Source organism: Streptomyces sp. NPDC019937 (assembly GCF_040631655.1).
Classification (GTDB): Bacteria; Actinomycetota; Actinomycetes; order Streptomycetales; family Streptomycetaceae; genus Streptomyces.
Genome location: NZ_JBEYAL010000035.1, coordinates 65851 through 91344, shown reverse-complemented (window position 1 = coordinate 91344; position 25494 = coordinate 65851). Strand labels below are relative to the sequence as shown.

Here is a 25494-nt window from a genome sequence, read left to right as displayed (position 1 = left end):
GGTTGATAGGCCAGATATGGAAGCCGGGTGACCGGTGGAGTTGACTGGTACTAATAGGCCGAGGGCTTGTCCTCAGTTGCTCGCGTCCACTGTGTGGTTCCCGGGTTGCGAACAGTCGCACCGGTGAATCAGTTCCACTTATTTAATTGAAAAGTGTGCTTGTTCGCTAGAACCCGATAGGGTTTCGGTGGCCATTGCGTTAGGGAAACGCCCGGTTACATTTCGAACCCGGAAGCTAAGCCTTTCAGCGCCGATGGTACTGCAGGGGGGACCCTGTGGGAGAGTAGGACGCCGCCGAACAATCTTTGGAGGACCCCTGGTCCCAGCGTTCATGCTGGGACCAGGGGTCCTTTTTGTTTTGACCTGAAGACAGGAGTCACGTAGATGTCCACCAACTCTTCCGACGACCGGGGAGACCGCGAGCCGCGGCGCCGGGACGGCGGCGACCGGAGGGACTTCCGGGACTCCGGACCGCGCCGCGACGACCGTGATCGTGGTGGGTTCCGCAGGGATGACCGGCGGGACGACCGGCGTGACGATCGGCCCCGTGGGCCGCGTCGCGATGACGACCGTGGCGGACGCCCCAGTGGCGGCTACGGCCGCCGTGACGATCGGGGTGGCCGACCGGGCGGTGGCTACGAGCGCCGTGACGACCGGCGTGACGGTCCTCCGCGTGGCCCGCGTCGTGACGACCGCGACGGTGGCTTCCGTCAGGGTGGCCAGGGCGGGTTCCGCCGCGATGACCGGCGGGACGACCGCCGGGATGACCGCCGCGATGACCGTGGTGGGTTCCGGCGTGATGACCGCCGTGACGACCGCCGCGATGATCGCCGGGATGACCGTGGTGGGTTCCGCCGTGATGACCGGCGTGACGGTCCTCCGCGTGGCCCGCGTCGCGACGATGACCGTGGCGGACGTCCGGGCGGGTTCGGCCGCCGTGACGATCGCGGTGACCGGCCGCGCGGTGGCTTCGACCGCCGGGACGATCGGCCCGCGTTCAGGCGTGATGACCGCCGTGACGACCGCCGGGATGACCGTGGTGGGTTCCGCCGGGACGACCGGCGTGACGACCGGCGTGACGACCGGCGTGACGACCGGCGTGACGGTCCTCCGCGTGGCCCGCGTCGTGACGACCGCGACGGTGGCTTCCGTCAGGGTGGCCAGGGCGGGTTCCGCCGCGATGACCGGCGTGATGACCGCCGGGATGATCGCCGTGATGACCGTGGTGGGTTCCGGCGCGACGACCGGCGCGACGATCGGCGTGATGACCGTGGTGGGTTCCGGCGTGATGACCGTCGTGATGACCGCGGTGGGTTCCGCCGGGACGACCGGCGTGACGACCGCCGTGACGACCGGCCCCGCGGGCCGCGGCGGGATGACCGCGATGGCGGCTTCCGCGGCGGGCGGGACGACCGTGGGTCTCGGCGTCCGTACGGCGGTGGCCAGGGGCGGGGGCGTGACGACCGGTCCGGGGGCTACGGCCGTCGTGACCGCGACGAGCGCGGCCGGGACCGGGACCGCGAGCCGATCAAGCGGCTGCCGATCCCCGAGGAGGTGACCGGTGACGAGATCGACAAGGACGTGCGGCAGGAGCTGCTGAGCCTGCCGAAGACCCTCGCCGAGGACGTCGCCAAGAACCTCGTCATGGTCGCCAAGCTGCTGGACGAGGACCCGGAGCGGGCCTACCAGTACTCGCGCGTCGCGCTGCGGCTCGCTTCCCGCGTCGCCGCCGTGCGTGAGGCGGCGGGGTTCGCGTCGTACGCCGTCGCGAAGTACTCGGAGGCGCTGGCGGAGTTCCGTGCCGCGCGCCGCATGACCGGCAACAACGACCTGTGGCCGGTGATGGCCGACTGCGAGCGCGGCATGGGCCGTCCCGAGCGGGCGCTGACCATGGCCGGTGAGCCCGAGGTGCAGAAGCTGGACCGGGCCGGGCAGGTCGAGATGCGGCTGGTGGCCGCCGGTGCCCGGCGCGACATGGGCCAGACCGACGCCGCCGTCGTCACCCTGCAGAGCCCGGAGCTGGCCTCGAACTCCGTCCAGCCGTGGACCGCGCGGCTGCGGTACGCCTACGCCGACGCGCTGCTGGCCGTCGGCCGTGAGGACGAGGCGCGGGAGTGGTTCGCCAAGGCGCTGGAGGCGGACCAGGGCGGCACCACGGACGCCTCCGACCGGCTCGCGGAGCTGGATGGTGTCGAGTTCGTGGACGCGCTCGACGGTGATGAGGCCGCCGTGGAGGCCGAGCCGGCCGAGCAGGTCGTGGAGGCCGCGGAAACCGCGGAGGTCACGAAGGACGCCGCCGAGGACACGGCGGACAGCGACGGCAGCTGATGCCTGAGGGCGGAGCCCCGGCCACCACCCCCGGCCGGGGCTCCGCCCTCTTTGCCTTGACGCGCCTCTTCGGGACGTCCGCCGGCTCAGCCCAGGGTGAGGCTGCGCAGCACCAGCCCAGTGGCGGGCTTCGGCCCGAAGGACGTCGACTTGCGCGGCATCGCGACCCCCTGCCGCGCCAGCTCGCGGACGACCTCCTCGCGCACCGGATGCATCAGCACCACCGTGCCGCCGTGCCGCTCCGCCTGTTCGACGGCCGCTTCCGCGTCGTGGATGTACCCGATGTGCTCGGCGCTGTCCGGGATCTGCCAGAGGTGGTCCAGGAGCAGCGAGTGCAGGACCGTCGCGTCCAGCGTGCGCCAGGCCTCCGGCCGCCCCTCGGGGACCGTACGGGCCAGCAGCCCGGGGTCGGGCCGGTCGAGCAGATGGAATCCGCCGTCGCCCGCGAGCAGGAACGCGTTTCCGCCGTCCGGCGCGGTGGCCGCCTCGGCGAGGGCGTCCAGGGCGCGGGGCAGCGGGCCGTCGACCGTCCGTACCCGGAAGGCGGTGCGCGCCGTGGCCAGCGCCTCGGCCACCGGCAGGTGGCGCAGCAGCCGGTGGATGGCCCGGACCCGGAGCGGGTAACGCGCGGTGTCGACGAGCAGGACGAGGCCGAAGTCCCAGGGGCCGGGCTCGGCCCGCTCCTCGCGCAGCCGCAGATAGGTGGCCCAGCGGTGGTGGCCGTCGGCGATGAGGGCCTGGTGGTCGCGCAGATCGGCGGCGATCTCGACCAGGTCGGCCGGGTCGGTGATCCGCCACAGATGGTGGGCGAAGCCGTCCTCGGTGGTGGTGGAGAGCAACGGCTCGTGCCGGATGGTGCGTTCGATGACCTCCGCCGCACCGCCGTTCCCGTTGCCGCGGTAGGCGAGCAGCAGGGGTTCGAGGTTGGCAGCGGTGGCGCGCATCAGGTCGGCGCGGTCCTCGACGATGTGCGGCATGACCTCCTCGTGCGGGAGGACGACGCCCTCCTCGCGCGGGCTCAGCCGCAGGGCGCCGATCAGCCCGCGCTGGAGGCTGTGGCTGTCGCGCTGTTCGTAGACGTACAGGGCCGGTTCGGGGTCGGGGGCGAGGATGCCGTCGGCCTGCCAGCGGCGCAGCGTGTCCGCGGCCTGCCGGTGGCGGTCGGCGGGGGTGCCGGCCTGCGGGAGGATGAGCCGGACGATGTTGTGAGGATCGGCGGTCTCGAGTTCGCGCAGACCGTCGGGGCGTACGACCACGTCGTAAGGCGGTGAGGTGACGGCGGCGAGACTGCCGACCTGTTCCGCGACGTAGCGCAGCCCCCGGAAGGGGGTGAGCTGGAGACCTTGCCCGCCAGGCCCTGAAGTGCTCATTAGAGAATGTTATGCCCCGGCCGGCGATGCGCCATGATCGGGGCGAGAACGCATGGATCTGCGAGGAGAGTGTGCCCCCATGAACCAGACCGTCCGGATCGCGCCCGAGGGCAGCCAGCGGTCGCTGAACGAGGCGTACGACACCGCGCTGCTGGACCTCGACGGGGTGGTGTACGCGGGTGGCGAGGCCATCGCGTACGCCGTGGAGTCGCTCGTCACCGCGCGGGACGGCGGGATGCGGCTGGCGTATGTGACCAACAACGCGCTGCGTACGCCGCAGACCGTCGCCGAGCACCTGACCCGGCTCGGGGTGCCCGCCGGGGCCGAGGACGTGATCACCTCGGCGCAGGCGGTCGCCCGGCTGATCTCCGAGCAGCTGCCGCAGGGCGCGCGGGTGCTGGTGATCGGCGGGGAGGGGCTGCGGGTGGCGCTGCGCGAGCGCGGGCTGCTGCCGGTGGAGTCCGCCGATGACGACCCGGCGGCGGTGGTCCAGGGGTACGGCGGGCCGGACCTGCCGTGGGCGCGGCTGATGGAGGCGGGCTACGCGGTGGCGCGCGGGGTGCCGTGGTACGCGTCCAATACGGATCTGACGATTCCGAGCGGCCGCGGGATCGCGCCCGGCAACGGTGCGGCGGTGGAGGTCGTACGGATCGTGACGGGCCGGGATCCGCAGGTCGCGGGCAAGCCGCTGCCGCCGATGCACCGGGAGACGATCCTGCGGACCGGGGCCCGGCGGCCGCTGGTGGTGGGGGACCGGCTGGACACCGATATCGAGGGGGCGTACGCGGGCGGCGTCGACTCGCTCCTCGTACTGACCGGGGTGACGACCCCGGCGCAGCTGCTGGCCGCGGAGCCGAAGCACCGTCCGGCCTATGTGGACCGCGACTTGCGGGGGCTGCTGACGCCCCAGCCGGTCGTCGAGCCGGTCGACGGGGGCTTCCGGTGCGGCGGTTGGACCGCGCGGGTGGGCGACGGCGCGCTGCTGCTGGAGGGGGACGGCGATGAGCCGCTGGACGGGCTGCGGGCGCTGTGCGCGGCGGCCTGGAACGCGGCGGGGGAGGGTGTGAGCGACGCGGACGCGGGGAAGGCGTTGGCTCGGCTCGGATGGTGAGAGAGCGCCAGGACCCGGGGTGATGTGACCGGGACGCGGCCCGTCCGGGCGACACCAGCACGGCTTAGGGTAACCTAACCTAAGTCTTGACCGGCCGTGCTGTGAGGTGGAGTTCCGCGTGACCCTGGTCAGTCCGGCGAAAACCGGACCCGAGACGGCGACCGAGACGGCGGCCCCGCCACCCCGCCGGCACACCGCGCGTCGAGCGGCCGGGCTCGGCGTCTCCCTCTGCCTGCTGGTGGCCGTCGCGGCCGCCAGTGTCGCGATCGGCGCCAAGCCGATCGCGTTGGGGGACGTCTGGCACGGGCTGTTCCACTACACCGGCGGCGACACCGACGTGGTGATCAAGGACGTACGGCTGCCACGCACCCTCCTCGGGCTGCTCGTGGGCCTCGGCCTCGGGCTCGCGGGCGCGGTCATCCAGGCCCTCACCCGCAACCCGCTCGCCGACCCCGGGCTGCTGGGGCTGAACGCGGGCGCGTCCGCCTCCGTCGTCTCCGCGATCAGCTTTCTCGGCGTCACCTCCCTGACGGGATACGTGTGGTTCGCCTTCCTCGGCACCGCCGTCGCCTCCGTGCTGGTGTACGCGCTCGGCGGCACTCGGGGCGCCACCCCGGTGCGGCTCGCGCTCGCCGGTACGGCCGTGTACGCGGCGCTCTACGGCTACATCAACTCCGTGCAGCTGCTGGACAGCGCGGCGCTCGACAAGATGCGCTTCTGGACGGTGGGTTCGCTCGCCTCCGCCAATATGACCGTGGTCCGCCAGGTGGCCCCGTTCCTCCTGGTCGGCGCGGTGCTGGCGCTGCTGCTCGGCCGTTCGCTGAACGCGGTGGCGCTCGGCGACGAAACGGCGCGCGCGCTCGGCACCCACCTGGGCCGCACCCGGGCGCTGTCCATGCTGGCCGTCACCCTGCTGTGCGGGGCCGCGACCGCCGCCTGCGGGCCGATCGCCTTCGTGGGGCTGATGGTTCCGCACCTGGTCCGGGCGCTCACCGGACCCGATATGCGCTGGACGCTGCCGTACGCGGCCGTGCTGTCGCCCGTCCTGCTGCTGGGCTCCGATGTCATCGGGCGGCTCGTCGCCCGGCCCGCCGAACTCCAGGTCGGCGTCGTCACCTCGCTCGTCGGCGGGCCCGTCTTCCTCTACCTCGTACGCCGCCGAAGGATGGCCCAACTGTGAACGCGAGCAAGCGCACCACGCCCAGGGCGGGCGGAGTCACGCTGCGCACCGGTGGCCTCTCGCTGCGCCTGGACGTCCGCGCCGCGGTCGTGGGGCTGCTGCTGCTCGCCGTGGCGCTGGCGATGAGCGTGGTCCTGATCGGCACCGGCGACTTCCCCATGGGCCCCGCCGATGTGCTCCGCAGCCTGGCCGGGAACGGCACCATGGCCCAGGACTTCATCGTCCACGATCTGCGGCTGCCGCGCGTCCTGGTCGGGCTGCTGGTCGGCGCGGCCCTCGGGCTGGCCGGGGCGGTCTTCCAGTCCATCTCCCGCAACCCGCTGGGCAGTCCGGACGTGATCGGCTTCGGGCAGGGCTCGGCGGCCGGGGCGCTCGCCGTGATCGTGCTCTTCCAGGGCGACCCGGCCGAGGTCGCCGCCGGTGCGATCGGCGGCGGTCTGCTGACCGGGCTCGGGGTGTACGCGCTGGCCTGGCGGCGGGGCGTGCACGGCTACCGGCTGGTGCTGGTCGGCATCGGCGCCACCGCGATGCTCGCCGCCGTCAACGGCTATCTGCTCACCAAGGCCGACCTGCCCGACGCCACCCGCGCGGTGGTGTGGCTGACCGGCTCACTCAACGGACGCGACTGGAGCCAGGTCTGGCCGCTGGCCTGCGTCTGCGCGGTCCTGCTGCCCGTGATCCTCGGACAGGCGCGGGGCCTGCGGATGCTGGAGATGGGCGATGACAGCGCGTACGCCCTCGGGGTGCGGGTCGAGCGGACCCGGCTGGTGCTGATGTTCGCGGCCGTCCTGCTGACCGCCTCCGCCACGGCCGCCGCCGGGCCCGTCGCCTTCGTGGCGCTCGTCGCCCCGCAGCTGGCCCGCAGGCTGACCCGTTCCCCCGGTCCCAACCTGCTCCCCTCGGCCTGGATGGGCGCGGCCCTGCTGGTCACCGCCGACTGGTCCGCGCAGCGGGCCTTCGGCGCCGACCAGCTGCCGGTCGGGGCGCTGACCGGGATGCTGGGCGGCTGCTATCTGCTGTGGCTGCTGGTGACCGAGCGCAAGGCGGGGCGGATATGACGGAACGTGAGCGCGGCAAGGGCATCAAGGGCGACAAGGGCTACAGAGAAAAGGACACCGGGCACACCGTGGCTTCCAGCACCAGCACCAGCACCAGCAAGACGACCGATCGGCAGCGGCTCACCGCCGAGGGACTGACCCTCGCGTACGACCGGCGCACCGTCGCCGAGGATCTGTCGGTCACCGTCCCCGACCACTCCTTCACGGTGATCGTCGGGCCCAACGCCTGCGGCAAGTCCACCCTGCTGCGCGCCCTGTCCCGGATGCTGAAGCCGGCGGCCGGATCGGTACTGCTGGACGGCGAGGCGATCGGTTCGCTGCCCGCCAAGAAGGTCGCCCGCACCCTCGGCCTGCTGCCGCAGTCCTCCATCGCCCCGGACGGGATCACCGTCGCCGACCTCGTCGCCCGCGGCCGCTACCCGCACCAGGGGCTGCTGCGGCAGTGGTCGGAGACGGACGAGCGGATCGTCCAGGAGTCGATGGCGGCGACCGGCGTGGCGGAGCTGGCGGATCGCTATGTCGACGAACTGTCCGGCGGGCAGCGCCAGCGGGTGTGGATCGCCATGGCCATCGCCCAGCAGACCCCGCTGCTGCTCCTGGACGAGCCGACGACGTACCTGGACATCCAGCACCAGATCGACGTCCTCGACCTGTGCGCCCAGCTCCACGAGGAGCAGGGCCGCACCCTCGTCGCGGTGCTGCACGACCTGAACCACGCCGCCCGGTACGCCACGCATCTGATCGCGATGCGGGGCGGGGAGGTCGTCGCGGAGGGCGCACCGGGGGACATCGTCACGGCGGAGCTGGTGGAGCGGGTCTTCGGGCTGCGCTGCCAGGTGATCGACGATCCGGAGACGGGGACGCCGCTGGTGATACCGGCCGCCCGCCAGTCCCGTAAGGCCGCCCGGACGGAGGCGGAGGCGGCGGTGGAGCCGCTGGCCGCGGCGGCGACGGAGTCCTGAGCCGCGGAGACCCCGGGCAGGGCCTAGAGCAGTTTCCGCAGCCGCAGCAGGTCGCGCAGCCCGGCCTCCAGTTTGACCCGGCCGCTGCCCCAGGCGCGGGCGAAGTGCAGCTCGCCGTCGACCAGGGCCACCAGGTCGTCGCCGGACATCGTCAGCCGGATCTGGGCGCGCTCGGCCGGTGGGCCGGGGGCGGCCGTCACGTCCTCGATGCGGCTGTCCACGAGACGGCCCAGGAAGGTCGTGTCGAGGTCGGTGATCCAGCAGCTCACGGAGCGGTCGAGCGCGGCGGCGCCGCGGAGGTCCCCGTCCGCGCCCGCGAGGTTCTCCGCCAGTTTGTCGAGTGCGTCGCGGCACTGTTCCAAGGTGGCCATCGCCGATGACGGTACCGCAGGTCGTGCCCCGTCGGAGAACGCGCGCTTCGCGGTAGCGTCGGGTGCATGAACGAGCCGATGCCGGGCGGGCGGCCCCTGCCAGAGCCGGAGCCGGAGCCCGTCGCGGGGCCGGCGGCGGAACCCGCCGAGGCGGCCCCCGGGCCCTCCGGGGCGCCCGTGGCGGCGCCGTCCGGGCCCGCCGACCCGGCTCCGCTCGGGGTCGGCCGTACGCCCACCGGCGTCCCCGACGTCGACACCCGGCTCGACCGGCTGGCCGATGCGGACGACCTCCCCGTGAGCGGTCACCTGGAGGTGTACGAGGATGTGCACCGGGGTCTGCGGGACACGCTGACGGCACTCGACCGGCGGCCCGGCCCCCCGGCCCCGCCCGTCCCCTCCTCATGACGACGATCCGCCCCGACCCCAGGAGCTGAACGACCCGTGGCAGTGACCCGCCCACGACGCGTACGACTCGACGCGGAGCTGGTGCGCCGCAAGCTGGCCCGCTCGCGTGAGCACGCGAGCCAGCTGATCGCGGCGGGCCGTGTGACCGTCGGCGGGGCCACCGCGACCAAGGCCGCGACGCAGGTCGAGACCAGTGCCGCGGTCGTGGTGATCGACGACGACAGCGATCCGGACTATGTCTCGCGCGGCGGCCACAAGCTCGCGGGCGCGCTGTACGCGTTCAGCGAGGAGTACCGCGCCGGGGCGGGGCGGCTGACCGGACCCACCCCGGTCTCCGGTTCCGGGCTGACCGTCGCCGGGCGGCGGGCGCTGGACGCGGGGGCGTCCACCGGCGGCTTCACCGACGTCCTGCTGCGCGCGGGCGCCGCCCATGTCGTCGCCGCCGACGTCGGCTATGGGCAGCTTGCATGGTCTTTGCAAAGTGATGAACGCGTGACCGTTCTCGACCGTACGAACGTACGCGAGCTGACGCCGGAGCAGATAGGAGGCGAGCCCGTGGACGTTGTCGTCGGGGATCTCTCCTTCATCCCGCTCGGGCTGGTGCTGCCCGCCCTGGTGCGCTGCACCGCTCCCGACGCCGATCTGGTGCTGATGGTCAAGCCACAGTTCGAGGTCGGCAAGGAGCGGCTCGGCAGCGGTGGAGTCGTCCGCAGCCCCGAGCTGCGCGCCGAGGCGGTGCGGACGGTGGCTCATCAGGCGGCGGACCTGGGGCTGGGCGTACTCGGCGTGACCGCCAGCCCGCTGCCGGGGCCGTCGGGGAACGTCGAGTACTTTTTGTGGATGCGCGCCGGGGCGCCGGCACTGGACCCGGACGATGTTGACCGTGCAGTGGCGGAGGGGCCCAGTTGACCACTTCAGAAGCAGCGGCAAAGGCGGAGTCGGCGGCGGAGACAGCGTTCAAGCCGACGTCGGAGTCAACCGCTGACCGCACCGTGTTCCTCCTCGCGCACACCGGCCGCCCGGCGGCCATCCGCAGCGCCGAACTCGTCGTCCAGGGGTTGGTGCGCAGCGGCATCGGCGTGCGGGTCCTCGCCGCCGAGGCCGCGGACCTGCCGCTGCCGCCCGAGGTCGAACTGGTCGACGCGGACCGGGACGTGCTCGACGGCTGTGAACTGCTGGTGGTGCTCGGCGGGGACGGGACGCTGCTGCGCGGCGCGGAGTTCTCGCGCATCTCCGGCGTGCCGATGCTCGGCGTCAACCTCGGCCGGGTCGGCTTCCTGGCCGAGGCCGAGCGGGACGACCTGGACAAGGTCGTGGACCGGGTGGTGAGCCGCCAGTACGAGGTCGAGGAGCGCATGACCATCGATGTGCTGGTCCGCAACGACGGGCACATCGTGCACACCGACTGGGCACTGAACGAGGCATCGGTGGAGAAGGCGGCGCGCGAGCGGCTGCTGGAGGTCGTCACCGAGGTCGACGGCCGACCGGTCTCCCGCTTCGGCGGCGACGGCGTGGTGTGCGCGACCCCGACCGGCTCGACGGCGTACGCCTTCTCGGCGGGCGGCCCGGTGGTGTGGCCCGAGGTCGAGGCGCTGCTGATGGTCCCGATCAGCGCGCACGCCCTGTTCGCGAAGCCGCTGGTGACGACGCCGGAGTCGGTGCTCGCGGTCGAGGTGCAGCCGCAGACCCCGCACGGGGTGCTGTGGTGCGACGGGCGGCGCACCGTGGAGCTGCCCGCCGGGGCGCGGGTGGAGGTGCGCAGGGGAGCGGTGCCGGTCCGGCTGGCCCGGCTGCACCACGCGTCGTTCACCGACCGGCTGGTGGCGAAGTTCGCGCTGCCGGTCGCGGGCTGGCGCGGCGCGCCGCACTAGCCGCCCGCCCGACGGGTCGTCCGGCAGGGGGAGGGAACCGGGAAAACCCTTTCGAGGGGGTACGTCCGGAACCCTCCCCGCCGCGCGGAAGACGAGGTGGTGCGGCCACCGGGCGATCACCCGGAGCGACGGCGCGGCGGTCCCCGGGGGTGGCCGTCGCGAGGTGGCCGGTAAACCTCGTATGGTCTTGCACGTGCTGGAGGAGATGCGGATACGTGCGCTGGGTGTCATCGACGATGCCGTGGTCGAGCTGTCACCGGGCTTCACCGCGGTAACCGGCGAGACCGGCGCGGGCAAGACCATGGTCGTCACCAGCCTCGGGCTGCTGCTCGGCGGGCGCGCCGACGCGGCCCTGGTGCGGATCGGCGCCAAGGCGGCGGTCGTCGAGGGCCGGATCACGGTCGACGCCCGCTCGGCCGTCGCCGTACGGGCCGAGGAGGCGGGGGCCGAACTCGACGACGGGGCGCTGTTGATCAGCCGTACCCTCTCCGCCGAAGGCCGGTCCCGCGCCCATGTGGGCGGCCGGTCCGTGCCGGTGGGGCTGCTCGGGGAACTGGCCGACGACCTGGTGGCCGTCCACGGACAGACCGACCAGCAGGGCCTGATGCGGCCCGCCCGGCAGCGCCAGGCGCTGGACCGGTACGCGGGCGCCGCCGTCGCCGGGCCGCTGGAGAAGTACGCGGGCGCCTACCGGCGGCTGCGCGCCGTCGCCGCCGAACTGGACGAGCTGACCACACGGGCCCGCGAGCGGGAGCAGGAGGCCGATCTGCTCCGCTTCGGCCTGGAGGAGGTCGCCGCCGCCGAGCCACGGGCGGGCGAGGACGACGAACTCGCCGCCGAGGCCGAGCGGCTGGGCCACGCCGAGGCCCTCGCGTCCGCCGCCGCCCTCGCGCACACCGCCCTCGCGGGCAACCCGGAGGACCCCGAGGGCGTGGACGCCGCCACCCTCGTCGGTGGCGCCCACCGCGCCCTGGAGGCGGTCCGCTCCCACGACCCCGCCCTCGCCGCCCTCGCCGACCGCATCGGCGAGGTGGGCATCCTGCTGTCCGACGTGGCCGGTGAACTCGCCGGGTACGCCGACGATCTGGACGCCGACCCGCTGCGGCTCGCCGCCGTGGAGGAGCGCCGCGCCGCGCTGGCCCAGCTGACCCGCAAGTACGGCGAGAACATCAGCGACGTGCTGGCCTGGGCCGAGCAGGGCGCCGCCCGGCTCGCCGAACTGGACGGCGACGACGACCGCATCAGCGAGCTGACGGCCGAACGCGACGCGCTCCGCGCCGACCTGGGCGGGCTGGCCCAGGCGCTCACCGACGCCCGTACGGAGGCCGCGGCGCGCTTCGCCGAGGCCGTCACCGAGGAACTGGCGTCCCTCGCGATGCCGCACGCCCGGGTGACCTTCGCGATCCGGCAGACCGAGGCCGCGGACGAAGCGGCCGGGATCGAGGTCGACGGGCGGGCGGTGACGTACGGTCCGCACGGCGCCGACGAGGTCGAGCTGCTGCTCGCCCCCCACCCCGGCGCACCGCCGCGCCCCATCGCCAAGGGCGCCTCGGGCGGTGAGCTGTCCCGGGTGATGCTCGCGGTCGAGGTCGTCTTCGCGGGCTCCGACCCCGTACCGACCTACCTCTTCGACGAGGTGGACGCCGGGGTCGGCGGCAAGGCCGCGGTCGAGGTGGGCCGCCGGCTGGCCCGGCTGGCCCGGTCCGCCCAGGTGGTGGTCGTCACCCACCTGCCGCAGGTCGCCGCGTTCGCGGACCGGCACCTGGTGGTGGAGAAGACGAACGACGGGGCGGTGACGCGCAGCGGCGTGAAGGCTATGGAGGGCGAGGACCGGGTCCGGGAGCTGTCCCGGATGCTGGCCGGACAGGAGGACTCGGAGCTGGCCCGGGCGCACGCGGAGGAACTGCTGGAGGCGGCGCGCACGGGCCGCTGACCTCGGCGCCCCGGAATTCCCCGGCGATCGGGCGGAACCCGCGAGATTCACCCGTGCGGGTGGTGCCACGGACGTACGGGCGAGCGCCGGGCGGGCGTCACATGGGAACGTTGCGGCGAGCGCACCGCGAGTGCTGGCATTCTTGGCGCAGGCACCCGCAGCGCGTCCGCACCGCACCCGCAGCGCGTCACCGCACCTCCGACATCGCCCCAGGAGCTCCGCCCGAGTGAGCAGTACCGTGAGCAACACCCCGGTCCCGCCGCACGGGCAGCCGTCGCTGCACGCCGTTCAGGTGCTGGGCGAAGGCACTTCGGGCAGCGGGGTGCACGTGCGGTCGCTGTCGGCCGGGCTGGTGGCGCGCGGGCTGCGGGTGACGGTCTGCGGGCCCTGGAGCGCCGAGCACGGGTACGGCTTCACGGAGGCGGGCGCCCGGTTCGCACCGCTCGACGGCCGTACGGACGCCGGGAGCATCGCGTCGATCCGTACCGCCTCCGTCGGCGCGGGGCTGGTGCACGCGCACGGGCTGTGGCCCGGTCTGCTGGCCGCGCTCGCGCTGCGCGGCCGGGGCGTCCCGCTCGTCGTCACCTGGCACACCAAGCGGGAGGCCGAAGGGCCGCGGGCCCGCGTCGTACGGCTGATGGAGCGGCGGGTGGCGCGCGCCGCGGCGGTCGTGCTGGGCGTCTCCTCGGACCTGGTGGACCGGGCCCGCGACCGCGGGGCGCGCGACGCCCGGCTCGCGCCGGTCGCGGTGCCCGCGCCGCGCCGCGCGCCCGAGACGGACGACGGCGCCCGCCAGAAGGCGCGCGCGGAACTGGGCGCGGTGGAGCGGGCCCTGCTGCTCGCGGTCGGCCGTCTGGACGCCGCCGCGGGCCTCGGCCCGCTGCTGGACGCGGCGCGCCACTGGAGCTCCCTGGACCCGCCGCCGCTGCTGGCGATCGCGGGGGAGGGGCCGGATCGTGCGCTGCTGCAGCGCCGGATCGACGCCGAAGGGCTCCCGGTGCGGCTGCTCGGCCGCCGGGACGACGTGCCCGGGCTGCTGGCCGTCGCCGACGTCGCGGTGCTCTCCAGCCGCTGGGAGGCGCGCTCGCTGCTGGCCCAGGAGGCGCTGCACGCCGGGGTGCCGCTGGTCGCCACGGCGGTGGGCGGGGTGCCCGAACTGGTGGGCGAGGCCGCCGAACTCGTCCCGTACGGCGACCCCGGCGCCCTGGCCGGCACCGTGACCCGGCTGCTGGCCGACCCCGGGCGCCGCGCGGAGCTGACCGCGGCGGGGCGGGCGCGGACGGCGGAGTGGCCGTCGGAGGACGACACGGTGGCCCATGTCCTCAGCGTCTACGACGAATTGGTGCAGACCTTTATGCGCGCAAGGGGTTGACGCCCCCGGCGCCGATCGGCAGGGTGCTGCGCGGTGGACGGAGAGAGCGCTCTCCTGCGAGGCGACCTCCGTCTTTCCCCATGGCATGTGCTGTGCCATGTCCCGGCAACCCCCACTACGCCGAGGAGTACTTTGTCATGATCACGCGCAGAATGCTGCTGAGTGGAATCGCCGCCTCCGCCGCTGCCGCGGGCACCGGCCTCACACTCGCCAGTGGCCGCGCCGGCGCGGCCCAGCGCCCGACGAGCGCCGCCGAGACGCTTCCCCTCACGGTCGTCAACAAGACCGGCCAGTTCGGCAACGCGTCGGTGTGGCTCTACATCGTCGGTAACGACGGCCACCAGCAGGTCCGGGTCACCCCCGACGGCGCACTCGCCCCCGTCGCGGCCTCCGACAACGGCGCCGACGGCTTCGCCGACTACGCGATCCCGCTCGCGGCGAACGGCGACACCAGGCTGACGCTGCCCCGGATGTCCGGCCGGATCTATGTCGCGCTGGGCGCCAAGCTCAAGTTCAAGGTGGTGACGGACGGGGCGGGCAAGGCCGCGCTGCAGTACCCGGCGGGCTGGGTGTCCGGCGACCCGAACTACCAGGTCATGCACGACTGCGCGGAGTTCACCTTCAACGCCGCCGGGATGTTCTGCAACACCACCATGGTCGACATGTTCAGCGTCCCGCTCGCCATCCGCCTCACCGGCGCGAAGGACCAGACGACCGGGGCCCTCAAGGACGGCGCCCGCGCCAAGGTCTTCTCCGACCTCCGCGCCGTCGACGCTTATCAGAAGCTGATCGTCGGCGACGATCTACGGGTCATCGCGCCCGGCCACGGCATGGGCGCGGGACTGTTCGCACCGGACTACTTCGCGTCGTACATCGACCGGGTCTGGGACACCTACGGATCGAAGGACCTCAAGGTGACCACCAACGCGGGCACCTTCACCGGCCGCGTCAGCGGCGGCAGGCTCTCCTTCACCGGCCCCGCCGCGGTCGCCTTCGACAAGCCGTCCACCAAGGACGTGCTGTTCTGCGACGGCGCCCTGGCCGCGCCCAACGACGGTACGACGGGGCCGGTCGCCGCCATCCTCGGCGCGGGCTTCAACCGCACCACGCTGCACGACACCGCCGCCCAGCCCACCGCCGACCCGGCCGCCTTCTACGGGGAGCCGGTCACCCACCACTACGCCAGGGCGATGCACGCGGCGACCGCCGACGGCAAGGCGTACGGCTTCGCCTTCGACGACGTGGCCGACTTCGCGTCGTACATCCAGGACACCGCCCCGACCGGGATCACCCTCACCCTGACCCCGTTCTAGACGCCCCCGTTCCGGACGCCTCACCGCACATGGCGGCGGGCCTGGAGGGCCACCCCCAGGGCGAGCACCGTCTGGGGGTCCTCCAGGTCGGTGCCGAGCAGCCGGGCGATCCGGGCCAGCCGGTCGTACAGCGTCTGGCGGTTGAGGTGCAGCGCGCGGGCCGTCTCCGCCTTGCGGCCCGCGTGCCGCAGATAGACCTCCAGCGTCGGCACCAGCGGCGGACGGGCGTCACGGTCGTGGGCGAGCAGCGGGCCGATCACCCGGTCGACGAAGGCGGCGAGGTCGCCGTGCTCACGCAGTCGCCACAGCAACAGGTCGACATCCAGGCTGCGGACGTCGTACCAGTCCCGGTCCGCCAGCCCGTGCGCCGCGTGCGCCGCCTCCGCCGCGTGCCGCAGCTCGCCGCCGACCCCTTCCCAGCCCGCCGCGAGCCCGGCGATCACCACCGGCGGATGCGCCCCGGCGGGCCGGTCGGGCCAGGCCCGCCCCACCCCAGCCCGCAGGGCCGCCGCGACGCGCATCGCCACCGCGCCGCGGTCCGCCGCGGTTCGCAAGCCCACCAGCAGCGGCACCCGGGCCTCCGGCAGCCGTACGCCCAGCAGCACCGGCACGCCCACCGACGCCAGCTCCTCCCGCAGCGCGTGGGCCAGCTCCGCCCAGCTCTCCGCCCCGGCGCCCCCGGCGGCCCCGCCTCCGCCCCCGCTCCCGCTCAGCGGATGCGGGTCCTCCGCGAGCCGCATCACCATCGGCAGCAGCGGGCCGTCGCCGGACGGCCGGAACCCCAGCACCCGCGCCTGCGCGGAGGCGTCCGACGGCTCCACCCGCCCCTCCGCGAGATCGGTCAGGAAGTCGCCCCGGCCGCGCGCCGTCAGCTCCTCCTCCTGGCGCGCCCGCAGCAGCACCACCGCCAGCAGATCCGCGGTCCGCTCGGCGGCGATGCGGTGGACCGGGGCGAGCGGCGCGGCCACCGGCAGTACGGTCAGCCGGGCCCGCACCGCGCCCGGCCCCCGGCCGCCGCCCGGCACATCGGCCAGCACGCTGCCCGCCGGCGGCTCGGGCGGCCTGCGGTCCGCGCGGCGGGCACGCAGCCCCTCCCACGCCTGGAGCGGATCGGTGGCGCCAGGAGTCACGCCCGCGGGCCCGGCCGCGTACAGCAGCCGGCCGTCGGGGGTCTCCAGGAACACCGGATTGCCCGCGAACTCGGCGAAGTTCCGCAGGATCTCCGGCACTCCGCCGCCGCGCAGCAGTACCTCGGTGCCCTGGCGGTGGACGACGTCGGCCTGGCGCAGCAGGGCGTAGTGCTCGTTGACGATCTCGGTGTGGATCTCCTCGGTGACCGCCACGAACGGCACCTCGCGGTGCAGCTGCACCAGCGGCAGCCCGCACGAGCGCGCCGCCTCGACCACCGCCACCGGGAGCGTACGGAACCGCGGGCCCAGCTCCACCACCAGCGCCGCGATGCCGCGCTCGGCCAGCCGCCGGACGAAGGCGCGCTGCTCGGCGGGGCGGGGGCCGACGCCGAGACCGGTGGTCAGCAGCAGCTCGCCGCCCTTGAGGAGGGCGGCGATGTTCGGCGCCTCACCGGCGTGCACCCAGCGCACCGGCCGGTCCAGCAGCTCGGCCCCGGTCACCACCTCGGGGAGGCCGCGGCGCAGGGCGGGCAGGTCCAGGGCCCGCGCCACGGTGATCGTTCCTTGAGTTTCCATCCGGTCCCGGCCGCCCCGGCGGGCCGTCGCGTCAGCCGCCGTACGCGCCGGAGGCGGTCAGGCGCAGGGCGGTGTCGATCAGCGGGACGTGGCTGAACGCCTGCGGGAAGTTGCCCACCTGGCGCTGGTGGTGCGGGTCCCACTCCTCGGCCAGCAGGCCCAGGTCGTTGCGCAGCCCCAGCAGCTTCTCGAAGAGCCTGCGGGCCTCGTCCACCCGGCCGATCATCGCCAGGTCGTCGGCGAGCCAGAACGAGCAGGCGAGGAAGGCGCCTTCGTCGCCCTCCAGGCCGTCCACGCCCGCGTCCTCGCCCGCGGTCGGGTAGCGCATCACGAAACCGTCGGACGTGGACAGCTCGCGCTGGATCGCCTCGATGGTGCCGATGACCCGCTTGTCGTCCGGCGGCAGGAAGCCCATCTGCGGGATGAGCAGCAGGGAGGCGTCCAGCTCCTTGGAGCCGTAGGACTGGGTGAAGGTGTTGCGCTCGGCGTCGTAGCCCTTCTCGCACACGTCCCGGTGGATCTCGTCGCGCAGATCCCGCCAGCGGTCCAGCGGGCCGTCCACGTCGCCCGACTCGATCAGCTTGACGGTGCGGTCGACGGCGACCCAGGCCATCACCTTGGAGTGCACGAAGTGCCGGCGCGGGCCGCGCACCTCCCAGATGCCCTCGTCGGGCTCGTCCCAGTGCTCCTCCAGGTATTGGATCAGCTTGAGCTGGAGCACGCTCGCGTAGTCGTTGCGGGCCAGGCCCGTCATGTGGGCCAGGTGCAGGGCCTCGGTGACCTCGCCGTAGACGTCCAGCTGGAGCTGGCCCGCCGCGCCGTTGCCGACCCGGACCGGCTGGGAGTTCTCGTAGCCCGGCAGCCAGGTCAGCTCGGCCTCGGACAGCTCCCGCTCACCCGCGATGCCGTACATGATCTGCAGGTTCTCCGGGTCGCCCGCGACCGCGCGCAGCAGCCATTCGCGCCAGGCGCGCGCCTCCTCGCGGTAGCCGGTGCGCAGCAGGGAGGACAGGGTGATCGCGGCGTCCCGCAGCCAGGTGAAGCGGTAGTCCCAGTTCCGTACGCCGCCGATCTCCTCGGGCAGCGAGGTGGTGGGCGCGGCGACGATGCCGCCGGTGGGGGCGTAGGTGAGCGCCTTGAGGGTGATCAGCGAGCGGACGACCGCGTCCCGGTAGGGGCCGTGGTACGTGCAGTGCTCGACCCACTCCCGCCAGAAATCCTCGGTCGCCTCCAGCGCGGCCTCCGGCTCGGGCAGGGCGGGCGGCTCCTTGTGCGAGGGCTGCCAGCTGATGGTGAAGGCGATCCGGTCGCCGGGGGCCACCGTGAAGTCGGCGTAGGTGGTGAGGTCCTTGCCGAAGGTGTCGACCTCGGTGTCCAGCCACACCGAGTCGGGACCGGCGACGGCGACCGTCCGCGAGTCCACCCGGTGCACCCACGGCACGACCCAGCCGTAACTGAAGCGCATCCGCAGCGCGGAGCGCATCGGCACCCGGCCGCTGACCCCCTCGACGATCCGCACCAGCTGCGGGGCGCCGTCGCGCGGCGGCATGAAGTCGATCACGCGGACCGTGCCGCGCGGGGTGTCCCACTCCGACTCCAGCACCAGCGAGTCGCCCCGGTAGCGGCGCCGGTCGGCGGCCGGGGGCTCGCTCCCGGCGGTGTGCGCGGGGCCCAGCCGCCAGAATCCGTGCTCCTCGGTGCCCAGCAGACCGGCGAAGATGGCATGGGAGTCGAAGCGAGGCAGGCACAGCCAGTCCACCGTCCCGTCCTTACAGACGAGGGCGGCGGTCTGCATATCACCGATGAGTGCGTAGTCCTCGATACGCCCGGCCACGTGCTTCCCCATTCGAACGGCCGTATGCCCCTGCGGGCGTGCTTACGGTCTCCGGAAAATTTTGGACGAGCTCTTGTTCCGGAGGCGAGCTGGTGGTGCCGTGCCGGGGCTCGTAGCGTTTCGTCCGAGCAGGATACGACGCAGGACAGTGATCCGCTTGAGCCCGTCCATATCGTGGCTCGCGTCACGACCGCCGATCGGGTGGCCGGATCATGGGTGGGGCTCGTCGTGTCCAGGGGTCGCGTACGCGGGGTAGTTGTGGCGATACGCGAGGTGCGGACGATACGCGTTGTTGTCATGACAGCGTACGGTGCGGCGGAGGTGCGGCGGGCGGTGTCACGCTGACGCCCTCCAGCGGCCGCTCCGGGGCACTGATACCCTGGTAGCCCGTGGAGCGGCGGGCACAAACCCCCCGAACCTCAGCGACGGCACCCCCGCGACAGCGGGGCAGCTGCCGGACCGCACCCTCACGACGCGACCACGGGAGCCCCCTTTTGGCCATTGCCGCTAAGCCCATGACGACCAAGCACCTCTTCGTCACCGGGGGTGTCGCCTCCTCACTCGGCAAGGGCCTGACCGCCTCCAGCCTCGGTGCGCTGCTGAAGGCGCGGGGTCTGCGGGTCACCATGCAGAAGCTCGACCCGTACCTGAACGTCGACCCGGGCACGATGAACCCGTTCCAGCACGGTGAGGTGTTCGTCACCAACGACGGCGCCGAGACCGACCTGGACATCGGCCACTACGAGCGTTTCCTCGACGTCGACCTCGACGGATCGGCCAACGTCACCACCGGCCAGGTCTACTCCAGCGTGATCGCCAAGGAGCGGCGCGGCGAGTACCTGGGCGACACCGTGCAGGTCATCCCGCACATCACCAACGAGATCAAGCACCGCATCCGGCGCATGGCCACCGATGACGTGGACGTCGTCATCACCGAGGTCGGCGGGACCGTCGGCGACATCGAGTCGCTGCCCTTCCTGGAGGCCGTCCGCCAGGTCCGCCACGAGGTCGGCCGGGACAACGTCTTCGTGGTGCACATCTCCCTGCTGCCGTACATCGGCCCGTCCGGCGAGCTGAAGACCAAGCCCACCCAGCACTCGGTCGCCGCCCTGCGCAACATCGGCATCCAGCCGGACGCCATCGTGCTGCGCGCCGACCGCGAGGTCCCCACCTCCATCAAGCGCAAGATCTCGCTGATGTGCGACGTGGACGACGCCGCGGTGGTGGCCGCCATCGACGCCAAGTCGATCTACGACATCCCGAAGGTGCTGCACGCCGAGGGGCTGGACGCCTATGTCGTCCGCAAGCTGGACCTGCCCTTCCGCGATGTGGACTGGACCCAGTGGGACGACCTGCTCAAGCGGGTCCACCAGCCCGACCACGAGGTCACGGTCGCGCTCGTCGGCAAGTACATCGACCTGCCCGACGCCTATCTGTCCGTCACCGAGGCGCTGCGCGCGGGCGGTTTCGCCAACAACGCCCGCGTGAAGATCAAGTGGGTCACGTCCGACGACTGCAAGACCGTCGCCGGTGCCCGGCAGCAGCTGGCGGACTGCGACGCGGTCTGCATCCCCGGCGGCTTCGGCGACCGCGGCGTCATCGGCAAGGTGGGCGCGATCACCTACGCCCGCGAGAACAAGATCCCGCTGCTGGGTCTGTGTCTCGGCCTCCAGTGCATCGTCATCGAGGCCGCGCGGAACCTCGCGGGCATCACCGGCGCCAACTCCACCGAGTTCGAACCGGCCGCCACCGACCCGGTGATCTCCACCATGGCCGAGCAGCTGGACATCGTCGCGGGCGAGGGCGACATGGGCGGCACCATGCGGCTGGGCATGTACCCGGCCAAGCTCGCCGAGGGCTCGATCGTCCGCGAGGTCTACGACGACCAGCCGTACGTCGAGGAGCGGCACCGCCACCGCTACGAGGTCAACAACTCCTACCGCGGTGAGCTGGAGAAGAAGGCCGGGCTCGTCTTCTCCGGAACCTCCCCCGACAACAAGCTGGTGGAGTACGTCGAGTTCCCGCGCGAGGTTCACCCCTACCTCGTCGGCACCCAGGCCCACCCCGAGCTGCGCTCCCGGCCGACCCGCCCGCACCCGCTCTTCGCCGGTCTGGTGAAGGCGGCGGTCGAGCGACAGACCGCTGCTCAGGGGCAGGCCGCCGGAGCCTGACCGCTACGGTTGGGACGGGGGCGCGGGCGTCGCGCGAGCGGCCCGCCGCCCCCGGCCAACCGCATGCGGAAAGGACGCTGAGGCAGAGCAATGGGCATCCAGGACACCCCCGAGGAGTGGCGGACCGTCGCCACCGCCACGCCGTTCACCGGCAAGAAGACGAGCGTGCGCACCGACGAGGTCGTCATGCCCGACGGCACGACGGTCACCCGCGACTACCAGGTCCACCCCGGTTCCGTCGCCGTCCTGGCCCTCGACGACACCGGGCGCGTCATCGTGCTGCGCCAGTACCGCCACCCGGTCCGCCACCGGCTGTGGGAGATCCCGGCCGGCCTCCTCGACATCCCCGGCGAGAACCCCCTGCGCGCCGCGCAGCGCGAGCTGTACGAGGAGGCCCACGTCAAGGCCGAGGACTGGCGCGTGCTGACGGACGTCTACACCACGCCCGGCGGCTGCGACGAGGCCGTACGGATCTTCCTCGCCCGGGAGATCTCGGCGGCGGACGGGGAGCGGTACGAGGTCTCCGAGGAGGAGGCCGACATGGAGCTGGCCCGGGTGCCGCTGGACGAGCTGGTGCGCCGCGTGCTGGCCGGTGACCTGCACAACAACTGCCTCGCGGTGGGCGTCCTGGCCCTCCACGCCGCGCTGACGGGCGACGGCGTGGACGCCCTCCGCCCCGCCGACGCCCCCTGGCCGGCCCGGCCCTTCGAGGCGTAGCCGCCGGCCGGGTGGTGCGCCTGGGGTGCGTGGGTCCAGGACCCCACCCCTGCGACCCCGCCCCCTCCCGCCGCGACGGCGGCTCCCCGCCGGTGGCCCCGGCCCGCCCGGTCGTCGGCGAGGCGCTGGGGAACAAACCGTCTCACCATCCGATGGGGTGATTTTCGGACCGCGTCACCGGCCCGGAGTGCCCGGGACCTGACGCGGAGTGAACTACGCTCGTACGAACCCTGACCGCAGCCGCGGCGGGCTCGTATGCGCAGGTGGACGGGAGTGGGGCCCGTGGCGGAGCAGGCGGTCGACACCGACGGGGAGCCCCTGGGCGAACCCGCGGACGTGGATGCGGACGGAGTGCCTCCGGCCCGTGGCGCGGCCGACGGCGGGGTGTGGAGCGGCGCGACGCGCGCGGTGCTGTTCGCGGCGGCCGCCACCGTGGGCCGGGGGTTCGCGGGCCGCCGCCGGGAGCTGCTGGCGCTGCGGGCCGACATCGACCGTGCGGGGCTCGACACGATCGCGGGCCGCAAGGCCGCCCGCAGCCGGGTGCTGCTCATCGCGGGGCGGCCCGGCTGGGGCCGTACGGCGCTGGCCGAGGAGCTGGCCCGGCGGCTGGCGGACGACTACCCCGACGGGGTGCTGCGGGCCCGGCTGATGACGTCCTCCGGCGACCCCGTGCCCACCGAGCGGACCGCCCGCGACCTGCTGGTCAGGCTCGGCGTGACCGCCCCGCCGGGCGCGGACGAGGACGAGCTGGGGGAGACCCTGCGCGACACGCTGGACGGCAAGCGGGTCCTGCTGCTGCTCGACGACGTGGCGGGCGCCGAACAGGTGGACGCGCTGCTTCCGGACGAGCCCGACTGCCTGGTCATCGCGGTCTCACGCGGCCCGCTGACCGGCGTCCCGGACGTCCGCCCGTGCACCCTCGGCGGGCTGGATGTGAGCGCGGCGGTCGGGCTGCTGGCGCAGTACGCCGGGCCCACCCGGATCACCTGCGACCCGGTGGCCGCGCAGACCCTGGTCGAGGAGTGCGGCGGTCAGCCCGCCGCACTCGTGCTCGTCGGCGGCTGGCTCGCCGCCCGGCCCAAGGACTCGGTGTCCGACGTCATCGAGCGGCTGCGCGCACTGCCCCCGGCCGACGGGGACGTGGACCGCGGCGCCCGCCCGCTGGCCCGCGCCTTCCGGCTGGCGTACGGCTCGCTGCCCCCGGCCGCCGCTCGGATGCTGCGGCTGCTGGCGCTGGCACCGGCCGGTTCGGCCGACGCGCACACGGCGTCCGCGCTGGCCGGATGCTCGGTGGCGGACGGCCGGGCGGCGCTGGAGGGCTTCGCCGCGTACGGGATGCTGCGGCCGCGCGAGAAGGGCCGGTACGAGGTGCCCGGCTGCCTCGACCCGCTGCTGCGCGCGCTGCTGGAGGCGACGGAGCGCCCGGCGGAGGTGGAGCTGGCCCGCGCGCGGATGCTGGAGCGCACCGTACGGCAGCTGCACGCCTGTCGGCTGGCGGCCGAGCCGCCGGGCTCCCCGGCCCGCAAGAAGCTGGCGGCGCTGCCGGGGTCGCTGAGGTTCCCGTCGGCGGAGGCGGCGGGGGAGTGGCTGGAGAGCCGGCTGCCCGCGCTGGTGGAGGCCGCCCGGCTGGCCGTCGAGGCGGGCGAGGTCGACACCCTGGCGCGACGGCTGGTGGCCGCGCTGACCCACGCGCTGACCGCGCACCGGGGCGCCGAGGGCGCGGCGCCCGAACTGTACGGGCTCCACCAGCTGGTGCTGGACGTGGCCCGGCGCCGCGATCTGCCCGTGGAGCGGGCGGCGGCGCTGCTGAACCTGGGCGACCTGGACGCGGGCGCGGGCCGGATCGACAAAGCGCTCGCCCGCTACAAGGGCGCGCTGGAGGCGGCCCGGACGGCGGACGATCCGTACACGACCGGGCGGGCGCTGGAGTCCATCGGCGCGACGTACCAGGAGCTGGAGGACTGGAACCGGGCCGCCGACTGGTACGGCCGCGCCCTGGAACTGCGGCTCAGCCGCCGCGACCTGGCCGCCGAGGCCCGGCTGTACGCCCGTCTCGGCACCGTCCATGGCTACGCGGGCCGCTGGGCCGAGGCGCTGCGCGACTGGCGGGCCGCCGCGGCCGCCTGCCGCCGGGCCGGGGACCTGGAGGGGTACGCCCGGGCGCTGACCGGCACGGCGAAGGCCCAGGAGAAGACGGGCCGGTCGAAGGAGGCGCTGCGCACGTGGTCGGAGGCGGCCGCGGCGGCGCGCCGGGCGGACGAGTGGGCCAGGTCACAGCGGGGTGAGGTTCCATGACGTCGAGGGCCGCGCATCCCGGGATTGAAGGGAGATCGCGAGTCGACCTACGAAACAAGTGGTGGTCTCGCTAAAGATTGAAGCAATGCAAGGCTAGACAGCGCGGCGTCCTTCATTACACTGGCTGTACCGCGATCGCTGCGATCGTCACGGGCATGCGGACAAGTTCCATTTTGCCTGTCTATGGCCGGTTCCGGCCGGTCAAGCCCTTAGTCCCCCCATTTCAAGGACCGTGATCGACGTGAAGGTCGGCATCCCCCGCGAGGTCAAGAACAACGAGTTCCGCGTGGCCATCACCCCCGCAGGCGTGCACGAGCTGGTACGCAACGGCCACGAGGTCTTCGTGGAGCAGAGCGCCGGTCTGGGCTCCTCCATCACCGACGAGGAGTACATCGCCGCCGGCGCCGGCATCCTCGCCACCGCCGACGAGGTCTGGGCCACCGCCGACCTGCTGCTGAAGGTCAAGGAGCCGATCGCGGAGGAGTACCACCGCCTGCGCAAGGACCAGACGCTCTTCACCTACCTCCACCTCGCCGCCTCCCGCGCGTGCACCGACGCGCTGCTGGAGTCCGGCACCACCGCCATCGCGTACGAGACCGTCGAGTCCGCCAACCGCACCCTGCCGCTGCTCGCCCCGATGTCCGAGGTCGCGGGCCGGATCGCGCCGCAGGTCGGCGCGTACCACCTGATGCGCTCGGCCGGCGGCCGCGGCGCGCTGCCCGGCGGTGTGCCCGGCGTCGCCGCCGCCCGCGCGGTCGTCATCGGCGGTGGCGTCTCCGGCTGGAACGCCGCGCAGATCGCCATCGGCATGGGCTTCCACGTGACCCTGCTGGACAAGGACATCAACAAGCTGCGCGAGGCCGACCGGATCTTCGGCAACCGGGTGCAGACCATCACCTCCAACGCGTATGAGCTGGAGAAGGCGGTCCTCGCCGCCGACCTCGTCATCGGCGCGGTGCTCATCCCCGGCGCCAAGGCGCCCAAGCTGGTCACCAACGAGCTGGTGTCCCGCATGAAGCCGGGAAGTGTCCTTGTCGACATCGCGATCGACCAGGGCGGCTGCTTCGAGGACTCGCGTCCCACCACCCACGCGGAGCCGACCTTCACGGTCCACGACTCGGTGTTCTACTGCGTGGCCAACATGCCGGGCGCGGTGCCCAACACCTCCACCCACGCGCTCACCAACGCCACGCTCCCGTACATCGTCGAGCTGGCCAACCGCGGCTGGCGGGAGGCGGTGCGCCGGGACGCGGCGCTGGCCAAGGGGCTCAACACCCATGAGGGCCAGGTCGTCTACGGGCCGGTCGCCGAGGCCCACGGGCTGCCCTCCGTCGAACTGGCCTCGCTGATCGGCTGAGGCCGCGCGGCCGGTCAACTCCGGTCGACGGACGGTCAACGCGGGCCGTCAACACCGGGTCAACACCGGGCATCCGGCCGGGTCTTGTCGAGGGACGGGGCCCGGCCGCGGGTGTGTCCGGAACGCCCCGGATCAGGCCT

The 25494-nt window shown here is 73.5% G+C and carries 20 protein-coding genes and 1 rRNA gene; 17 read left to right on the top strand and 4 right to left on the bottom strand.

Annotated elements, in window-relative coordinates; all coding sequences use genetic code 11:
* Positions 1-183: 183 nt before the first annotated feature.
* The 3 genes from rrf (at position 184) to ABZ562_RS30490 (ending at position 2328) form a co-directional block, all read left to right on the top strand.
* A 5S ribosomal RNA gene (rrf, locus tag ABZ562_RS30500) occupies positions 184-300 on the top strand.
* Between the two features lie 196 nt (positions 301-496).
* Positions 497-1558 (top strand): hypothetical protein, encoded by a 1062-nt coding sequence (locus ABZ562_RS30495; RefSeq protein WP_361485673.1) that lies wholly within the window; start codon positions 497-499, stop codon positions 1556-1558.
* Between the two features lie 23 nt (positions 1559-1581).
* The gene (locus ABZ562_RS30490; RefSeq protein ID WP_361485692.1) at positions 1582-2328 is read left to right on the top strand and encodes a hypothetical protein; all 747 of its coding nucleotides are present in this window, start codon (positions 1582-1584) and stop codon (positions 2326-2328) included.
* Between the two features lie 86 nt (positions 2329-2414).
* Here ABZ562_RS30490 and ABZ562_RS30485 read toward each other — a convergent pair whose 3' ends face one another.
* Positions 2415-3698, bottom strand: coding sequence for a DUF1015 domain-containing protein (locus tag ABZ562_RS30485; RefSeq protein WP_361485671.1), 1284 nt, complete (start codon positions 3696-3698; stop codon positions 2415-2417).
* 79 nt (positions 3699-3777) lie between these two features.
* Between ABZ562_RS30485 and ABZ562_RS30480 the strand changes: the two genes are divergently transcribed.
* The 4 genes from ABZ562_RS30480 to ABZ562_RS30465 all read left to right on the top strand — a co-directional run bounded on the left by ABZ562_RS30480 (position 3778) and on the right by ABZ562_RS30465 (position 8009).
* Positions 3778-4809 carry an HAD-IIA family hydrolase gene (locus tag ABZ562_RS30480; RefSeq protein ID WP_361485669.1) on the top strand — a complete coding sequence of 344 codons (1032 nt, stop codon included), beginning with the start codon at positions 3778-3780 and terminating at the stop codon, positions 4807-4809.
* Between the two features lie 118 nt (positions 4810-4927).
* Positions 4928-5989: an iron chelate uptake ABC transporter family permease subunit gene (locus tag ABZ562_RS30475; protein ID WP_361485667.1), complete on the top strand. Its 1062-nt coding sequence runs from the start codon at positions 4928-4930 to the stop codon at positions 5987-5989.
* The gene (locus ABZ562_RS30470; protein WP_361485665.1) at positions 5986-7047 is read left to right on the top strand and encodes an iron chelate uptake ABC transporter family permease subunit; all 1062 of its coding nucleotides are present in this window, start codon (positions 5986-5988) and stop codon (positions 7045-7047) included. The genes ABZ562_RS30475 and ABZ562_RS30470 overlap by 4 nt, the downstream gene beginning before the upstream one ends.
* Positions 7044-8009, top strand: coding sequence for an ABC transporter ATP-binding protein (locus ABZ562_RS30465; protein WP_361485663.1), 966 nt, complete (start codon positions 7044-7046; stop codon positions 8007-8009). The genes ABZ562_RS30470 and ABZ562_RS30465 overlap by 4 nt, the downstream gene beginning before the upstream one ends.
* A gap of 23 nt (positions 8010-8032) precedes the next feature.
* Here ABZ562_RS30465 and ABZ562_RS30460 read toward each other — a convergent pair whose 3' ends face one another.
* The gene (locus ABZ562_RS30460) at positions 8033-8380 is read right to left on the bottom strand and encodes a sterol-binding protein (RefSeq protein WP_361485661.1); all 348 of its coding nucleotides are present in this window, start codon (positions 8378-8380) and stop codon (positions 8033-8035) included.
* Between the two features lie 66 nt (positions 8381-8446).
* On the opposite strand from ABZ562_RS30460, the gene ABZ562_RS30455 reads away from it, so the two are divergent.
* The 6 genes from ABZ562_RS30455 to ABZ562_RS30430 all read left to right on the top strand — a co-directional run bounded on the left by ABZ562_RS30455 (position 8447) and on the right by ABZ562_RS30430 (position 15274).
* The gene (locus tag ABZ562_RS30455; RefSeq protein WP_361485659.1) at positions 8447-8785 is read left to right on the top strand and encodes a hypothetical protein; all 339 of its coding nucleotides are present in this window, start codon (positions 8447-8449) and stop codon (positions 8783-8785) included.
* Between the two features lie 42 nt (positions 8786-8827).
* Entirely contained in the window at positions 8828-9694 is an 867-nt protein-coding gene (locus ABZ562_RS30450) for a TlyA family RNA methyltransferase (RefSeq protein ID WP_361485690.1), read from the top strand.
* Positions 9691-10656 carry an NAD kinase gene (locus ABZ562_RS30445; protein WP_361485657.1) on the top strand — a complete coding sequence of 322 codons (966 nt, stop codon included), beginning with the start codon at positions 9691-9693 and terminating at the stop codon, positions 10654-10656. The genes ABZ562_RS30450 and ABZ562_RS30445 overlap by 4 nt, the downstream gene beginning before the upstream one ends.
* 181 nt (positions 10657-10837) lie before the next feature.
* Positions 10838-12589 carry a DNA repair protein RecN gene (gene recN / locus ABZ562_RS30440; protein WP_361485655.1) on the top strand — a complete coding sequence of 584 codons (1752 nt, stop codon included), beginning with the start codon at positions 10838-10840 and terminating at the stop codon, positions 12587-12589.
* A gap of 238 nt (positions 12590-12827) precedes the next feature.
* Entirely contained in the window at positions 12828-13961 is a 1134-nt protein-coding gene (locus tag ABZ562_RS30435; RefSeq protein WP_361485687.1) for a glycosyltransferase family 4 protein, read from the top strand.
* Positions 13962-14098: 137 nt separating this feature from the next.
* Positions 14099-15274 carry a glycoside hydrolase family 64 protein gene (locus tag ABZ562_RS30430; protein WP_361485653.1) on the top strand — a complete coding sequence of 392 codons (1176 nt, stop codon included), beginning with the start codon at positions 14099-14101 and terminating at the stop codon, positions 15272-15274.
* A gap of 20 nt (positions 15275-15294) precedes the next feature.
* Here ABZ562_RS30430 and ABZ562_RS30425 read toward each other — a convergent pair whose 3' ends face one another.
* Both ABZ562_RS30425 and ABZ562_RS30420 read right to left on the bottom strand, forming a co-directional pair.
* Positions 15295-16980: a PucR family transcriptional regulator gene (locus ABZ562_RS30425; protein WP_361485651.1), complete on the bottom strand. Its 1686-nt coding sequence runs from the start codon at positions 16978-16980 to the stop codon at positions 15295-15297.
* Between the two features lie 31 nt (positions 16981-17011).
* A complete protein-coding gene (locus ABZ562_RS30420; protein WP_361485685.1) occupies positions 17012-18814 on the bottom strand; it encodes a glycoside hydrolase family 15 protein in 1803 nt (600 codons plus the stop codon).
* A gap of 515 nt (positions 18815-19329) precedes the next feature.
* Here ABZ562_RS30420 and ABZ562_RS30415 point away from each other — a divergent pair.
* The 4 genes from ABZ562_RS30415 (at position 19330) to ald (ending at position 25354) form a co-directional block, all read left to right on the top strand.
* Complete coding sequence (locus ABZ562_RS30415; protein ID WP_361485649.1) at positions 19330-20985, top strand: CTP synthase; 1656 nt, start codon at positions 19330-19332, stop codon at positions 20983-20985.
* A 90-nt stretch (positions 20986-21075) separates the two neighbouring features.
* On the top strand, positions 21076-21702 hold the full coding sequence (locus ABZ562_RS30410; protein WP_361485647.1) for an NUDIX hydrolase: 627 nt from the start codon (positions 21076-21078) through the stop codon (positions 21700-21702).
* A gap of 408 nt (positions 21703-22110) precedes the next feature.
* The gene (locus ABZ562_RS30405) at positions 22111-23997 is read left to right on the top strand and encodes a tetratricopeptide repeat protein (RefSeq protein ID WP_361485683.1); all 1887 of its coding nucleotides are present in this window, start codon (positions 22111-22113) and stop codon (positions 23995-23997) included.
* 241 nt (positions 23998-24238) lie between these two features.
* Positions 24239-25354: an alanine dehydrogenase gene (gene ald / locus ABZ562_RS30400; RefSeq protein ID WP_361485681.1), complete on the top strand. Its 1116-nt coding sequence runs from the start codon at positions 24239-24241 to the stop codon at positions 25352-25354.
* The last annotated feature ends 140 nt before the right edge of the window (positions 25355-25494 follow it).